The organism is Stenotrophomonas sp. INTA L402-1, assembly GCF_059295135.1.
Genome location: NZ_JCAFWP010000061.1, coordinates 1 through 15,182 on the forward strand (window position 1 = coordinate 1; position 15,182 = coordinate 15,182).

At 68.1% G+C, this 15,182-nt stretch carries 15 protein-coding genes and 1 pseudogene; 12 read left to right on the top strand and 4 right to left on the bottom strand.

What is annotated here, in order from left to right; translation table 11 throughout:
* The 6 genes and pseudogenes from AC5O77_RS20745 to AC5O77_RS20770 all read left to right on the top strand — a co-directional run.
* A pseudogene (locus AC5O77_RS20745) lies at positions 1-105 on the top strand (IS110 family transposase); the annotation flags it as partial.
* A gap of 117 nt (positions 106-222) precedes the next feature.
* Positions 223-2,268, top strand: coding sequence for a TonB-dependent receptor (locus tag AC5O77_RS20750; RefSeq protein WP_032130156.1), 2,046 nt, complete (start codon positions 223-225; stop codon positions 2,266-2,268).
* 115 nt (positions 2,269-2,383) lie between these two features.
* The gene (locus AC5O77_RS20755; protein ID WP_132808743.1) at positions 2,384-3,445 is read left to right on the top strand and encodes a two-component system sensor histidine kinase NtrB; all 1,062 of its coding nucleotides are present in this window, start codon (positions 2,384-2,386) and stop codon (positions 3,443-3,445) included.
* Positions 3,438-4,886 (top strand): nitrogen regulation protein NR(I), encoded by a 1,449-nt coding sequence (ntrC, locus tag AC5O77_RS20760; protein ID WP_107431370.1) that lies wholly within the window; start codon positions 3,438-3,440, stop codon positions 4,884-4,886. Before AC5O77_RS20755 ends, ntrC begins: the two co-directional genes overlap by 8 nt.
* Before the next feature lie 93 nt (positions 4,887-4,979).
* A complete protein-coding gene (locus AC5O77_RS20765; RefSeq protein WP_071228810.1) occupies positions 4,980-5,549 on the top strand; it encodes a superoxide dismutase family protein in 570 nt (189 codons plus the stop codon).
* Between the two features lie 31 nt (positions 5,550-5,580).
* A complete protein-coding gene (locus AC5O77_RS20770) occupies positions 5,581-6,195 on the top strand; it encodes a superoxide dismutase family protein (protein ID WP_478058827.1) in 615 nt (204 codons plus the stop codon).
* A gap of 122 nt (positions 6,196-6,317) precedes the next feature.
* Here AC5O77_RS20770 and AC5O77_RS20775 read toward each other — a convergent pair whose 3' ends face one another.
* Positions 6,318-7,205, bottom strand: a complete 888-nt coding sequence (locus tag AC5O77_RS20775; RefSeq protein ID WP_049423143.1) for a hypothetical protein — start codon at positions 7,203-7,205, stop codon at positions 6,318-6,320.
* A 93-nt stretch (positions 7,206-7,298) separates the two neighbouring features.
* Here AC5O77_RS20775 and AC5O77_RS20780 point away from each other — a divergent pair, with 93 nt between their 5' ends.
* Positions 7,299-8,594: an acetyl-CoA C-acetyltransferase gene (locus AC5O77_RS20780; protein WP_099551602.1), complete on the top strand. Its 1,296-nt coding sequence runs from the start codon at positions 7,299-7,301 to the stop codon at positions 8,592-8,594.
* Positions 8,595-8,721: 127 nt separating this feature from the next.
* On the opposite strand, the gene AC5O77_RS20785 is transcribed toward AC5O77_RS20780, so the two are convergent.
* The 3 genes from AC5O77_RS20785 to AC5O77_RS20795 all read right to left on the bottom strand — a co-directional run bounded on the left by AC5O77_RS20785 (position 8,722) and on the right by AC5O77_RS20795 (position 11,915).
* Positions 8,722-10,017 carry a heme biosynthesis HemY N-terminal domain-containing protein gene (locus AC5O77_RS20785; RefSeq protein ID WP_032130162.1) on the bottom strand — a complete coding sequence of 432 codons (1,296 nt, stop codon included), beginning with the start codon at positions 10,015-10,017 and terminating at the stop codon, positions 8,722-8,724.
* 6 nt (positions 10,018-10,023) lie between these two features.
* Positions 10,024-11,001 carry a uroporphyrinogen-III C-methyltransferase gene (locus AC5O77_RS20790; RefSeq protein ID WP_071228808.1) on the bottom strand — a complete coding sequence of 326 codons (978 nt, stop codon included), beginning with the start codon at positions 10,999-11,001 and terminating at the stop codon, positions 10,024-10,026.
* Positions 11,002-11,105: 104 nt separating this feature from the next.
* Positions 11,106-11,915 carry a uroporphyrinogen-III synthase gene (locus AC5O77_RS20795; protein ID WP_478058824.1) on the bottom strand — a complete coding sequence of 270 codons (810 nt, stop codon included), beginning with the start codon at positions 11,913-11,915 and terminating at the stop codon, positions 11,106-11,108.
* A gap of 35 nt (positions 11,916-11,950) precedes the next feature.
* Here AC5O77_RS20795 and AC5O77_RS20800 point away from each other — a divergent pair, with 35 nt between their 5' ends.
* The 5 genes from AC5O77_RS20800 (at position 11,951) to AC5O77_RS20820 (ending at position 15,036) form a co-directional block, all read left to right on the top strand.
* Positions 11,951-12,418, top strand: coding sequence for a YiiD C-terminal domain-containing protein (locus AC5O77_RS20800; protein WP_005407593.1), 468 nt, complete (start codon positions 11,951-11,953; stop codon positions 12,416-12,418).
* A gap of 32 nt (positions 12,419-12,450) precedes the next feature.
* Positions 12,451-12,876 carry a hypothetical protein gene (locus AC5O77_RS20805; RefSeq protein ID WP_182267020.1) on the top strand — a complete coding sequence of 142 codons (426 nt, stop codon included), beginning with the start codon at positions 12,451-12,453 and terminating at the stop codon, positions 12,874-12,876.
* 57 nt (positions 12,877-12,933) lie between these two features.
* A complete protein-coding gene (locus AC5O77_RS20810; RefSeq protein ID WP_004134671.1) occupies positions 12,934-13,371 on the top strand; it encodes a rhodanese-like domain-containing protein in 438 nt (145 codons plus the stop codon).
* Positions 13,372-13,471: 100 nt separating this feature from the next.
* The gene (secB, locus tag AC5O77_RS20815) at positions 13,472-13,990 is read left to right on the top strand and encodes a protein-export chaperone SecB (RefSeq protein WP_005407596.1); all 519 of its coding nucleotides are present in this window, start codon (positions 13,472-13,474) and stop codon (positions 13,988-13,990) included.
* Positions 13,991-14,010: 20 nt separating this feature from the next.
* On the top strand, positions 14,011-15,036 hold the full coding sequence (locus tag AC5O77_RS20820; protein WP_005407597.1) for an NAD(P)H-dependent glycerol-3-phosphate dehydrogenase: 1,026 nt from the start codon (positions 14,011-14,013) through the stop codon (positions 15,034-15,036).
* Positions 15,037-15,182 lie beyond the last annotated feature (146 nt).

A 15,182-nucleotide genomic window follows, 5' to 3' on the forward strand; every position in this document is an offset into this window, starting at 1 on the left:
CTGGCCAGAAAGCTGGCCAGGATCGCCTGGGGTGTCTTCAAAAGCGGCCGGGACTTCGATCCGGCCATGCTGAAGGTGGGTCAAGCCTGCTTCCAGCAGGCTTGACCGCGAACATAGGATCTCGACTGCTGTTTGCCAGGAGCAGTCGAGCATGGCTCGACTCCACATGGCAGACGCATGAAATGTTATATGATTACATTTCATCTGCGCCCGTCCACTCCCATGAAAACCTCCACGCTGGTGGCCGCCCTCGCGGCGGCTCCGTTCGCCCCTGAAGCACTCGCACAATCGGCCGACGCCGCACTCACCCTCGGCAGGGTGCAGGTACACCAGCACGGGGAGGGCCAGCTGAGCGCGCACCAGGTGCTGACCTCGGTGGACGTGCTGGGCGCGGACCAGATCGAAGACCGAAACGTCTCGCACAGCTGGGAACTGCTCGGGCAGATGCCCGGCATCCAGCTCACCGAAACCCGGCAGGGTGCCGAATCGGGCAAGGTCAGCTTCCGCGCCTTCAACGGTGAGGGCTACCTCAATGCCATCAAGACGCTGATCGATGGCATCCCCAGCAACGTCAACAGCGGCAACCAGCGCTTCATCGACATGCTGTTCCCGCTGGAAATCAGCTACATCGAAGTAGTGCGCGGTACCAACGATCCGCGCTATGGCTTGCACAACATCGGCGGCAACGTGAACTTCGGCACGCGCCAGGGCGGCAGCTATACCGATGCGCGGCTGGCCTACGGCAGCTACAACACCCGTGATGCGCAGCTGGCGGTAGGCCGTGAAGCCAATGGCGTCGCACAGAACTATTTCGTCGGCACCCAGGCCAGCGATGGCTACCGCGACCACGACACCTCGAAGAAATATTCGCTGGGCGGCAAGTGGTTCTACGGCTCGCTGGACGAGGGCCTGCGCGTGGGCCTGACCGCGCGTGCATACCACCACGAAGCCGAAGAACCCGGCTTCATGACCGCCGACGAACTGCGCACGCATCGCCGCGGCAGCGACCTGCGCAACGGCAACGATGGCGATGACCGCGACATGCGCCAGATTGCCGCGCACCTGGATATGAAACTGTCCGAGAGGCTCACCTTCGGCACGCGGCTCTATTACAACCGCTACGAAGACGACCGCCGCGTGACCTTCAGCGACCTGCCCACCGGCAACCTGCCGCGCCAGCGCCGCGTGTGGGATGAGCGGCAGACCGGCCTGCTCAGCACGCTCACCTGGCAGGCCAGCCCCGCGCTTACCGTCGAGGGCGGCTTGAACTACGAGCAGCAGGACAACAGCTACCTCCGCGATCGCTACGCCTACGCCGAACCCACCGACTTCAGCCGTGCCCCGGCACGGGTGCAGAACAACGACCGCCACAGCTTCGACAATTGGGGCGCCTACGTGCAGGCCATCTACCAGCCCGTCGAGGCGTGGAAGATCGTGCCGGCCTACCGTGTGGACCGCTTCAGTGGCCGTACCCACCTGATGAACGGCCTCAGCGCTCGGCTGCAGGATTACGGCAGCATCGGCCAGCCCAAACTGAGCGTCATCCACAGCCTGGGCGAGAACACCCACGTCTACGCAAACTGGGGCCGCACTTTCCAGGTGCTCACTGGATCCACCGCGCCGGCTTACCTCGCCCCGGGCCAGGCGCCGATGCATCCGTCCACCAACACCGGCATGGAGCTGGGCCTGAAGTTCCAGCCGTTCGCGGGCAGCCAGGCACGTCTGGCGGTATGGCAGCAGGATGCGGAAAACGAGGTGTCCAACATGCCGGCCACCGGTACCACGGTCACCTTGGGCAAGACCCGCCGACGCGGCGTGGATGCGCAGTTGAGCCTGCAGCTGGGCGACGACTGGACGGTATGGGCGTCGCACGCCTACCAGGAAGCGAAGATCACCCGCGACGACCGCGACGCCAGCATTTCCCTGCAGGGCCGCGAAGTGGCCGCCACCCCGCGATACATCAGCAACCTGGGGGCGGATTACCGCGCCAGCGACGCGCTTCGCCTCGGCCTGCAGGCACGCGCGCAGGGCGATTACTACTTGGAAGAGCGCAATGTGGCCGGAAAGTTCGGTGGCTTTGCCGTGCTCGACCTCAGCGCGGCCTACCAGATCAACCCACGCTGGAGCGTGGACCTGCAGCTGAAGAACGTTACCGGACGCCAGTACGCCTACGCCTGGTACGACAGCTTCTTCTGGGACAGCGCTCGCCCGATGTTTTCGCCGGCCCCTGGCCGTAGCGTGTTCGTCGGCCTCAATATGAAACTGTGACCCGCTCACGTATCCGGTAGTGGGCGAGCTTGCTCGCCCTGCGGCAGTGGTCAGGGCCCTTTCCTGACGGAAAGGGATCCGACCCCGGACCCGCGTTTTGCACTACATTGGTGCAATGTCCGACCCCGCACCCCCGCCGTCCCTCGATGCCCTGGGCACGCCGTTGGCCTGGGCCGGGGCCGATGGCTGCATTGCCGGCTGCAACCCGGCCTTCGCCCGCTGGCTGGGCGTCAGCGTCCGGCGCCTGCTGGGGCGGCCGCTGGCCGCACTGGAAGTGCAGGGCGAGGCACTGGCCCATTTCCTGGCCCGCGATGAGCGCGACAGCCTGCGCCTGAACCGGTTGGCGCTGGCGGTGCCCGGCGAGGCGCCGCGCTTCGCCGAGGGCTGGATGAGCCGCCGCGACGATGGCGGCTGGCTGCTGGAGGCGCATCCGGTCGATGAATTCCCCGGGCTCGACCCGACCCAGGCCCTGCCCAGCGCGCTCAGTGCGGCGCTGAAGGGACTGGCCCACGAGCTGCGCAACCCACTGGCCGGGTTGAAGGGCGCGGCCCAGCTGCTGGCCCGCCGCGCGGCCCAACGCGATGCCAGCGAACGCGAGCTGATCGAGCTGATCGGCTCGGAGATCGAACGCCTCAACGGCCTGCTCGACCAGCTGCTGTCGCCGGCCCCGGCCGCACCGCATGCCGAGCTGAACATCCACGCCGCGCTGGAACGCGTGCTGCGCCTGGCCGAGAACGAGGCCGGTTGGGCGGTACGCCTGCAGCGCGACTACGACCCCAGCATTCCCGAATTCCATGGCGACGCCGACCGCCTCACCCAGGCAGTGTGGAACCTGGTGCGCAACGCGATCCAGGCCGGTGCCGGCAACATCACCCTGCGCACCCGCGTGGAGCATGGCGTGCGCATCGCCGAGCAGCTGCACACGCTGGCGCTGCGCCTGGAGATCGCCGACGACGGCCGTGGCGTGCCCGAGGAACTGGCCGAGCACCTGTTCCTGCCCCTGGTCAGTGGCCGAGCCGAAGGCACTGGCTTGGGCCTGGCGCTGGCCCAGCAGGTCGCGCGCGAGCATCGCGGTACGCTGACCTACCGCTCGCGCCCGGGCCATACCGTGTTCACCCTGCTGCTGCCGATCGGCAACGGCGCCGCCCCGGCCGAGGAGGCCCCGCGCGATGTCTGAGTCTTTTTCGTCCCCGCAGCGCATCTGGGTGGTCGATGACGATCGGGCCGTGCGTTTCGTGCTGTGCACCGCGCTGCGCGAGGCGGGCTACCAGGTCGTCGATTTCGACAGCGCCGCCCCCGCACTGCAGGCGTTGAGCGAAGGCCCGCCGCCGGCGTTGCTGTTCACCGATGTGCGCATGCCGGGTGACGATGGCCTGGTGCTGTTGGACAAGCTCAAGGCCGCGCTGCCGCAGCTGCCGGTGGTGGTGATGTCGGCCTACACCGACGTGGCCAGCACGGCCGGTGCGTTCCGCGGTGGCGCGCATGAATTCCTGTCCAAGCCGTTCGATCTGGACGACGCCGTGGCGCTGGCGCAGCGTGTGCTGCCGGCCGTTGCACCGGCACTGGCGGCGCCCACACCTGCGGCGGAAGCGCATGGCGACCAGCCGCCGCAACTGGTGGGCGATACCCCGCCGATGCGTGCGCTGTTCCGTGCCATCGGCCGCCTGGCGCAGGCGCCGCTGGCGGTGCTGATCACCGGCGAAACCGGCACCGGCAAGGAGCTGGTGGCCAATGCGCTTCATCGCGAATCGCCGCGCGCGCAGGGGCCGTTCGTCGCGCTCAATACTGCTGCAATCCCGTCCGAGCTGCTGGAAAGCGAGTTGTTCGGCCACGAAGCCGGCGCCTTCACCGGTGCCCAGCGCCGCCATATCGGTCGCTTCGAGCAGGCCAACGGCGGCACCCTGTTCCTGGATGAGATCGGCGACATGCCGTTGCCGCTGCAGACCCGTCTGTTGCGCGTGCTGGCACAGGGCGAGTTCTTCCGCGTCGGTGGTCGCGAGTTGATCCGCGTCGACGTGCGGGTGATTGCCGCCACCCACCAGGATCTGGAAGGCCTGGTCGCACAGGGGAAGTTCCGTGCCGATCTGCTGCATCGCCTGGACGTGGTGCGCCTGCAGCTGCCACCGCTGCGCGAGCGTCGCGAGGACATCGCGCAACTGGCCAGCACCTTCCTGGCCGCCGCCGCACGCAAGCTGGATACGCCGCCGAAGCGCCTGACCGCTGCCGCACTGCAGGCGCTGCGCGAACACGACTGGCCGGGCAACGTGCGCGAACTGGAAAACGTGTGCTGGCGGATGGCGGCGCTGGCCGCCGCTGACACCATTGGCGTGGCCGACGTCGATACCGCGCTCAACCGTACGCGCGGTCGTCGCAGCAGCACCACCAACGCCGATCCGGGGCAGTGGGAGGCGCTGCTGGCCGAATGGGCACGCCGTCAGCTGGCCGAAGGCGTGGAAGGGCTGCACGCGCAGGTGCGAGAGCGGGTCGACCATGCCCTGCTGGAGGCCGCGCTGCAGATCACCCACGGCCGCCGCGCCGAAGCCGCGGCCCGCCTGGGCCTTGGCCGCAATACCCTTACCCGCAAGCTGGGCGCCGGGCGCCGTCGCGGGGGCCATTGAACGGTCCCTGCACGCGATCCTCGCGCCCGCTTGCCGAACCGTTGATCGTTCATGGACGATGCCGTCCGTAGTGTCACCTGCAAGGAGTCTTCGATGCGTCTGTCCTTTGCCATCCTGCCGTTGTCCGCCGCCGCGCTGCTGTCTGCCTGTGGCAGTGCGCCGAAGAAGGCCGAACCCATCCCGCCACCGCCGACCGTGGTCAGCGCCGCCAAGCAGGCCGAGGCCAATCTGTCGCCGGCCTCGGCCAGCATCGTCAGTGGCCGCATCGCGCTGATGGTGGAGCCAGGTGGCATCCACATCACCGGGCTGATCGGTGGCCTGCAGCCGATGCAGCAGGCCGGTTTCCACATTCATGAGCGCGGTGACTGCAGCGCGGTGGATGCCAGCAGTGCCGGCAATCACTTCAATCCCGGTGGCGCTGCGCATGGCCGCGCCGGCACCGGCAAGCACCACCTGGGCGACATGGACAATCTGCGTGCCGACGCCCAGGGCCGCGCCAACGTCGATATTCACCTCAAGGGCGTTACCCTTGGCGGAGGCGCCGCCACCGATATCGCCGGACGTGCACTGGTCGTGCATGCCAACGCCGACGACTATCGCAGCCAGCCCGCCGGCAATGCCGGCGTCCGCATCGCCTGTGGCGTGATCCGGGTTGTCCGCTGATCACTGCAGGCATCATCCAGGGAGAGATTCCATGCGTTTGATCCACACTTCGCTGTTCGCAGCCATTGCTGCACTGGGCCTGGCGGCCTGCAACCAGCAGCCGGCCGCGTCGCAGGCTGAAACCGCGCCGGCCGCGCCGGCCGACGGCGCCACCGCCGAACCGGCCGCAGCACCTGCACCGGCTGCCGACGCCTCGGCCACCGCCGAGCTGGCACCGACCCAGGGCAACGAGGCCAAGGGCAGCGTCACCTTCAAGGTGGTTGACGGCAAGGTCCACGTGACCGGCCAGATCAGCGGCCTGAAGCCGGGCAGCGAGCACGGCTTCCACATCCACGAGAAGGGCGACTGCAGCGCGCCGGACGGCATGAGCGCCGGTGGCCACTTCAACCCGGGCAAGCAGGATCACGGCAGCGTGTCCGCCGATCCGCACCACGGTGGCGACATGCCCAACATCAAGGCCGACGACAAGGGCGTGGCCACCATCGACGGCCCGGTGTCGAGCAACGTCAACATCGGCAAGGGCGATGACTTCGACATCATCGGCCGCGGCCTGATCGTCCACGCCGATGCGGATGACTACAAGACCCAGCCGACCGGCAACGCCGGTGCGCGCCTGGCCTGCGCAGTGATCCAGAAGGCGCAGTAAGCCATCAGAAAACGCCGGCGCAAGCCGGCGTTTTTCTTTATCGGTAGTGCCGGCCGCTGGCCGGCAATCGCAGATCCGGAGGTTGCCGGCCAGCGGCCGGCACTACCAACAGGCCACCCGGGTCAGCGCGCCAGCAGTTCGCGCGCGTCCTGACCGGCCTCGCAGTGCACGAACAGCACCGGCACGCCGTGCGCTTCCAGCACCGCGGCCATCTGCCGCTGGCGCATCAGGAACTGCTCGTAGATGCCCTTCAGGCGGTCGCAGTCGTTCTTGCCGTGGTTGTAGTGCGCGCACCAGCCGGCCGGATCGAACAGCGCCATGCGTGCCTCGCCGTGCGTGTAGCGCAGCAGCGGCTCGGGCGCGGCGTTGAGCCATTCGTCCTCGCCCGGGGCCATGATCGCGGTCTCGATCAGCGGCCACAGCGCGGCCAGGCCCTGATTGTCGTACTGCATCGACATCATCGCGGCCAGATCATTCACGGTGAAATAGCGCGCATGCTCGATGCGGGCACCGAAGGTGTTCTGCGCCATCAACGCGGTGTCGGCATGCGCCATGCCGTTGGCCAGCAGCGTGTCTTCCAACGCCTCGGCCACCGCGTTGGTCGTCGCCACGTCGCTGCCGGTCAGCAGGAACGGCACCACGCGCAGGCCACCGCCCACCAGGCTGGCATCGGCCTGGAACGGCAGCGGCACATCACCGTTGGCATCGGTACCGAAGGCCAGCAGGCGCGGGCCCTGGTTGCGGCCCGGCGCACGCATCTGCAGTTCTTCCAGGCGGCGATGGATCGGCCAGCCCGGGCGCAGTACTTCGGCCGGGTCGAAATGGGCGGCGGCGAACACCAGGTCCAGCTCGGCCACCTGCGGCACCAGCTTGGACAGGTCGCGGCCGACGCGATCGGCCAGTTCACCGGCCTGTTCGGCGCTGAGCACCGCCTGGCGGGGGATTTCGCCGCCGGCCAGTTCCAGGGCCAGCACGCCAAGGGCATTCATCGCGGGGTCGGGTTTGCTCATGGTTCCACGGTTGGCCCATCACAGGGCGGCAGCTACACTTGGCTCCATTATGCCTGCTCCGTCGTGCAGGCCATGTTGCAGACACCCTCATCCATGCCAGGTATCTCCATGCCCAACGCTCGTCCCGTCGCCATCCTCGGTGGCGTCCGCATTCCGTTCTGCCGCCAGAACACCGCGTATTCGGATGTCGGCAACCTTGGCATGTCGGTCCGTACGCTGGGCGCGCTGGTCGAACGTTTCGGCCTGCACGGCCAGCAGCTGGGTGAAGTGGCGATGGGTGCGGTGATCAAGCACTCCAGCGACTGGAACCTGGGCCGCGAAGCCACGCTCTCTTCTGGCCTGTCGCCGTTGACCCCGGGCATCACCCTGCAGCGCGCCTGCGGCACCTCGCTGGACAGCATCATCACGGTTGCCAACAAGATCGCGCTGGGCCAGATCGAATCGGGTATCGGTGGCGGTTCGGACACAACCTCCGACGTGCCGATCGTCTACGGCAAGAAGCTGCGCGCGCGCCTGCTGGCCGCCAACCGTGCCAAGAGCACCGGCGACAAGATCCGCGCGCTCACCGCTGGCTTCAAGTTCTCCGAGCTCAAGCCCGAATTCCCGGGCGTGGCCGAGCCGCGCACCGGCAAGAGCATGGGTGACCACTGCGAGGACATGGCCAAGGAATGGAACATCTCGCGTGACTCGCAGGACGAGTGGGCGGTGTCGTCGCACAAGAAGCTGGCTGCCGCCTATGAGCGCGGTTTCTTCAACGACCTGATCGCACCGTTCCGTGGTGTCGAGCGTGACAACATCCTGCGCCCGGATACTTCGCTGGAGAAGCTGGCCACGCTGAAGCCGGCGTTCGACAAGGTTTCCGGCCGCGGCACGCTCACCGCCGCCAACTCCACGCCGCTGACCGACGGCGCCGCCGCCGTGCTGCTGGCCAGCGAAGAGTGGGCGCGTGCCCACGGCCATGAGCCGCAGGCCTATCTGCGTGACGCGCACGTCTCGGCGGTGGACTTCGTGCATGGCGAAGGCCTGCTGATGGCGCCGACCGTGGCCGTGCCGGAGATGCTCAAGCGCAACGGCCTGACCCTGCAGGACTTCGACATCTACGAGATCCACGAAGCTTTTGCCGCGCAGGTGCTGTGCACCCTGCGTGCGTGGGAGAGCGAGGATTACTGCCGCAATCGCCTGGGCCTGGATGCACCGCTGGGTCGCATCGACCCGGACAAGATCAACTTGCTGGGCTCGTCGCTGGCCACTGGCCACCCGTTCGCGGCGACTGGCGCACGCGTCATCGCCACCGCAGCCAAGCAGCTGGCCGAACGCGGCGGTGGCCGCGCGCTGGTGTCGATCTGCACCGCCGGCGGCATGGGCGTAGTGGCGATCGTCGAGCGCTGATCGTTGCGACCGCGCGCCAACCAAGGTTGGCGACTACCGGATTTCACAGATGAAAACGCCGCCCAATGGGCGGCGTTTTTTCTGCTCCGGTGGGTGCCGACCGTTGGTCGGCACGCTTCAGCAGGGATCACGGCAACCGTGGATTGCCGAATTCGTCGCGCTCTTCGTTGGCGTCATACACCGGCGGCTGCACCGTAACCGGCTGCTCCTCCACCGTGGCACGCAGCGGCGCTTCGGTGCCGCGCACCAGTTCCACGCTGTCCTCGCCACGCTGCAGTCGCAGCGCATTGGCCAGGCACTGCGCGGCCAGCGCGTGCTCGCCACGCTGTGCGAACAGCTCACCCAGTGCCTCCCACGCCGGGGCACCGGCGCCCGCGGCGATGGCCTCGTGCAGGAACGCATCGGCGGCATCCCACTGCTGCTGGGCCAGGGCGACGCGGCCCTGTGCCAGGCGCAGCGCAGCCGAGCTGTCGTGCACGTTGCGCCAGCGCGCGAGGTTGGCCTGACGCGTGGCCAGGCGCTCGGCCGGCAGGCGGCCATACAGCGCCACCAGTTCGTCATCCCAACGCTGGTCCAGTGCCTGTTCCAACGCCAGCAGCGCCGGTTCGTCCCAGTTCAATGCAACCGCACGGCTGGCATACGCACCCACCACGTCCGGGGTCGGGCGCAGCGCCTTCGGCGTGGCTTCCCACTGCGCGGCCAGCGCGTTGACGTCGGCTGCTTCCAGCAGCGCCTGTGCGGCCAGGCGTGCTTCCAGTTCGCTGTTGGCGTCGGCCGGCAGCACCTTGCTCTGGCGCAGTGCACCCAGCTGGCCATACGCCTCGTGGGCGCGGCCGGCCTGTGCCAGCGCTTCGGTACGCAGCCACAGGCCGCGCGGCGGCAGCGGCTGGATCGTCGCCACATCCAACGCGTTGATCGCATCCACCGGCAGATCGCGCGCCAGCAGCTGTTCGGCGCGCAGAAGCGCCTGCAGGGTGGCATCGCTCTCGCCCAGGCGCTGCAGCAGGGCTTCACCGGCGGGGCCGTCGGCACGTGCCTGCGCACTGCGCACGGCATTGGCCAGCGCCACCGCGCTCACTTCCGGATCCTTGGCGGCACCATCCAGCAGCTTTTCGGCACGCTGCCACTGGCCGTGCTCATAGGCCTGCAGGCCGTCGATCAGGCGCACCCGGCCCTGCTTGCGGCGGTAGCGGCCCCAGGCGCGGAACGGTGCAGCGATCAGGCTCCACAGCAGCCACAGCACCAGCACCGCGATCACCGACAGCAGTGCCACCTTGGGCAGGTTGCTGTGGTAGTCGTAGCCGCCGTAGCGCAGGGTCACTTCGCCGAAGCGGTTGAGGTCATCGGCACCGAGCCATTGCGCGGCCACCACGCCGATGGCCACGGCCAGCAACAGCACGACCAGGGATTGCAGGGGTTTCATGGGGGATTACCTCCGGTCGGTCTGGGTGCGCAGTTGCTGCAGGGTGCTGCCAAGAACGCTGTTGCTGGCCTGCAGCGGAAGCTCGCGCAAGGCCTTCAGTTCAGCACGTTGCGCGCGCAGGGCCGGTGAATCCGGCCAACGCCGCTGTGCCCAGTGTTCCACGCGCGCCAACGCGGTATCGCGACCGGTGCGGTCGCCACGTTCGATTGCGGCACGCGCCAGGGTCAGTTCCAGCTGCAGCGCATCGTCGGCATTGCGGCGTTCGGCGGCGGTCAGCGGGCCATTCTGGCGGCTCGGGGTGATGTCCACGAACGGTGCCAGCGTGGCCTGCCACCAGGGCTTGCCGGCGCCGGGCGCGGTGCTACCCGTCACCTGCGAGGGCAGGCCCTGCAGGGCCTTGGCCAGGGCATCCAACCGCTGCAGCGATTGCACGCGCGGGCCGGTGCCCAGCGCATCCAGTGCATCGCGTTCCTGTACCAGGGCCTGGCGCAGGTTCAGGCCGTCGCTGTCGGGCAGATCGGCCAGCGCGGTGGCGGCCTGTGCATACAGGCGGCGTGCGCCTTCCACGTCGTCGGCGTAGTTCAGGCGCTGCGCCGCCTGGGTCAGCAGCAGTTCGGCCTCATCGCGCTGTACCGCCTGACGGCCCTGGTTGGCGCTGTCGGCCAGCTTGGCCAGGTTCTCTTCCAGCAGCGCACTGCGCTGGGAAAGGCCCAGCATCTCGTCGCGCAGCACGCGGTTGGTGGTCGCCGCATCCTGCAGGCGCTGGCTGGTTGCGCGCTGGTCGCGGCGCAATGCATCCAGCGTCGCCTGCAGGCCCTGCAGCTGTACGGCCGTGGTCTGCGCCTGCGCTTCCTGTTCGTTTTGTTGCTGCTGCCAGACGTACCAGCCGGCATAGCCGCCCACGCCAAGCACGACCACCCCGGCCAGCGGCAGCAGCCAGCGCACGGGTCGACGGGGCGGGGAAACGGGCGGAGTCTCGTTCATGGGGCTTCCTTGTCGGCACCGTCGCCGGTCAGGTTCCGGCAGGCCGCGTTGTGCACAGCATCACTGTTGCCGACCACAGCGGCAAGCGTGACCCACGTCCCTGTTCAGTTCGCTGCCGGGACGGTGAGCGTGGCGTGTGCAGCCGCCACCAGCTGCGCGGTGGTGGGCCCGGCCGCGCGCGCCACGCGCTGCAGCCCCAATGCGTGCGCCTGTTCGCCCAGCCGTTCGCTGGCCACCACGGCGGTGGCATGTGCCTGGCAGCGTTGCTGCAATGCCGGCGGAAGCTGCTGCCAGAAATGCAGCAACGCCTCACCACTGCTGACCGCCAGCACCCACGGATACGCTGAATGCGCCAATCGAGCCAGCGTGCGTGGCGACAGGCGCAGCAGGCGACGCTGATAGACATCGGCGCGTTCGATGCTGGCGCCGGCCGCCTGCAGTTGCGCGGCAATCAGGCCGCGTCCGCCGGGGGCGGTGACCAGTCCGATGCGCAGGCCGCGTACGTCCGCCAGTACCGGCAGCGCCAGCAGGCCCTCGCTGTCCATCCGTTGAGGCGCATGCACCTCGGCGACACCCTGCGCCCGCAGCGCGCGCGCGGTGCCTTCGCCCACGGTCAGCCACGGGCTGCGTTGTGCCTCGGCCAGTGACAACAGGGTGGCGGCTGCGGTAACGGCGGCCGGGCTGGTGAACACCACCCGATCGCAGTTCAGCGCGCGTTGCAGCTGGTGCACCACTGGCGTGCCGTTCAGGCGCTGCAAGCGCCAGGGTGGCAGGGCCAGCACATGCCCGCCCAGCCCAGCAACGGCGCGGCGCAGCGCGGAATTCTGGCCCTGCGGTCGCAGCGAAATGAAGGTCCAGCCCGGTTCGGAACCGGCGGCGCCAGTGGGTATCGTATGGTCGGCCATTGCCTGCATTATGCGGGCCCTTCGTTGTCGTGGTCCCTGCTCCGATGTCCGTTGATGCTCTGACTTCCTCGCTGGCCGCCCTGCAGGACGTGCTTGACTGCATGCCGGCGGTCCGCGCCATGCAGATCCAGCTCGACGGCTATGCCGATGGCGTGCTGCGCATCACCGCGCCGCTGGCCGCCAACGTCAACGACAAGGGCAACGCCTTCGGTGGCAGCCTGGCCTCGGTGCTGACCCTGTCCGGCTGGGCGCTGGTCAGCCTGCGCCTGCGCCTGGCCGGCCACGATGCCGAGGTCTACGTGGCCGACAGCAACCTGCGCTACCTGGCACCGGTCTACGAAGACCTGCACGCCCATGCCGAAGCGGCCGAGGCCACTGGCTGGGATGCTTTCCTGAACACCTTCCGCCAGCGCCGCAAGGCCCGCATCAGCATCATCGCCACCCAGCCCGGTGCCGATGGCAAGCCCGCCGCCGAGTTCAGTGGTCGCTTCGTTGCCTTCGCCAAAGGGTAGGATGGCAGGCTGACGTTCTGGGGAAACCACCGATGCGCCGCCTCATCCAGTTCCTGATGTGTTCCCTGCTGCTGGCCAGCGCCGTGGCTTCGGCAGACGACCTGAGCCGCAAGCAGCGCAAGCTGCTGGAAGAGACCCAGATCGCCTACGGCGCCACCATCCGCTGGGGCAGCATGGACGATGCCATCGGCTATCTGGACCCCAAGCTGCGCAAGGAAAAGCCGCCCACCGAGTTCGAGCTCAACCGCTACGCGCAGCTGCGCGTGTCGTCCTACCGCGAGCGCAGCAGCGCCTCGCTGGACGGAGGCCTGGTCGAGCGCCGGGTCGAAATCGGGGTGATCAACCAGAACACCCAGGCCGAACGCACCGTGGTGGTGGTCGAGCGCTGGCGCTGGGATGCCGAGGCCAAGCGCTGGTGGCAGACCGCCGGCCTGCCGGACCTGTGGAAGGGGCAGTGACGGGCCGCGTCCGGCTTGTGCGACAATCGGCGCCCGCTTAATCGACCCGTGACCTGAGTGAATTACGAAGAGTTGCTGGCCTTTGCAGGCCGAAACCCGATGCTGTCCGCGGCCCTGGTCGGCCTGACCGTGGCCATCATCGTCACCGAGATCCGCCGCCTGTTCCGGGGCTTCAAGGGCATCAAGCCCGCCGAACTGACCCAGCTGATCAACGCGGGTGGCACGGTGGTGGTCGACCTGTCGGCCAGCGGTGACTTCGAGAAGGGCCACATTGCCGGCAGCCGCAATGCCCAGGCCAGTGCCTTCGGCCCGGACAACAAGCTGGTGGCCAACGCCAAGCAGTCGCCGGTGGTGCTGGTGTGCCGCAGCGGCAACGCCTCGGAAACCGCCGCCAAGGCGCTGAAGAAGGCCGGCTTCGAAAAGGTCTACGTGCTCGACGGCGGCATTCCCGCCTGGCAGCAGGCCGAGCTGCCGCTGGTCAAGGGCCGCAACTGATTGCCGCAGGTGGCGGATCCGGCCTTGTATGGGCCTGATCCCGCCCCCATCGCAGTAGTTCGACCATCGTTTTCATTGCATTCACCTGGAGTTACTGGAAATGTCCGAAGAGATCACCAACGGCGCCGCTGCGCCGGTCGATGCCGCTACCGGCCCTGCTTTCACCGTCGAGAAGATCTACGTCAAGGACGTCTCCTTCGAGTCGCCGAACGCTCCGACCATCTTCAATGACCAGGTGCAGCCGGAACTGCAGCTCAACCTGAACCAGCAGGTGCAGCGCCTGGGCGAGAACGCCTTCGAAGTGGTGCTGGCCGTGACCCTGACCTGCCAGGCCGGTGAGCGCACCGCCTACGTGGCCGAAGTGAAGCAGGCCGGCGTGTTCGGCCTGGTCGGCCTGGACCCGCAGTCGATCGACGTGCTGCTCGGCACCCAGTGCCCGAACATCCTGTTCCCGTACGTGCGTCAGCTGATCAGCGACCTGATCCAGGCCGGCGGCTTCCCGCCGTTCTTCCTGCAGCCGATCAACTTCGAAGGCCTGTACGCAGAAACCCTGCGCCAGCGCCAGGAGCAGGGCGACGCACCGTCGCTGGCTGACTCCGAGCCGGCTGGCAACGCCTGATTCCTGCCGCGACGTCACGGATGAGCACTACCGCTGACAAGATCGCCGTGCTTGGCGCCGGTTCCTGGGGAACCGCGCTGGCCAGCCTGCTCGCACGGCACGGTCACCCGACCGTGCTGTGGGGGCGCGACGCTGCCGTGGTCGAGGCCATCGACCAGCGCCACGAGAACCCGCGCTACCTGCCGGGCATCCCGCTGCCGGACAGCCTGCGTGCCACCACCGACCTGGCGTCGGCAGTGGAGGGCGCCGCCTGGATCCTGGTGGTCACCCCGTCGCATGCCTTCGGTGAAACCGTGCGTGCGCTGGCGCCGCTGCGTCCGGCCGGTGCCGGCGTGGCCTGGGCCACCAAGGGCTTCGAACCTGGTTCGGGCCGCTTCCTGCATGAAGTGGCGCGCGAAGTGCTGGGTGAGGACGTGCCGCTGGCCGTCGTCACCGGCCCGTCGTTCGCCAAGGAAGTGACCCAGGGCCTGCCGACGGCGATCACCGTGCATGGCGACGTGCCCGAGTTCGCGCAGACGGTGGCCGAGGCGATGCATGGCCCGGCGTTCCGTGCCTACACCGGCGACGACATGGTTGGTGCCGAGCTGGGCGGCGCAATGAAGAACGTGCTGGCCGTGGCCACCGGCGTGGCCGATGGCATGCAGCTGGGCCTCAACGCCCGTGCCGGCCTGATCACCCGTGGCCTCAACGAGATGCTGCGCCTGGCCGCGGCGATCGGCGCCAAGCCGGAAACGCTGATGGGCCTGGCGGGCCTGGGCGATCTGGTGCTGACCTGCACCGGCGACCTGTCGCGCAATCGCCGCCTGGGCCTGGCCCTGGGCCGTGGCCAGACGCTGCAGGATGCCGTGCGCGAAATCGGCCAGGTGGTCGAGTCGGTGCAGACCGCCGACGAAGTGATGCGACAGGCACGCCGTCATGGCATCGACCTGCCGATCTCGGACCGCGTGCGTGCCGTGCTGCACGGCGAGCAGACGCCTGAGGAAGGCCTGCGCGCGCTGCTGGCGCGGGAACAGAAACCGGAGTATCCGGATACGCTGTTCAAGTGAATCGAAAAACCCCGCCTCGGCGGTAATGCTGTTCACTTAAGCAGCTGAGCCAATCAGAATCCGATGCCAGTCTTCTGGCATCGGATTTTTTGTGCCCATCCAACAGCAACTGCTCGACCTTGGTGACCTGTTCAATTTCTCCGACC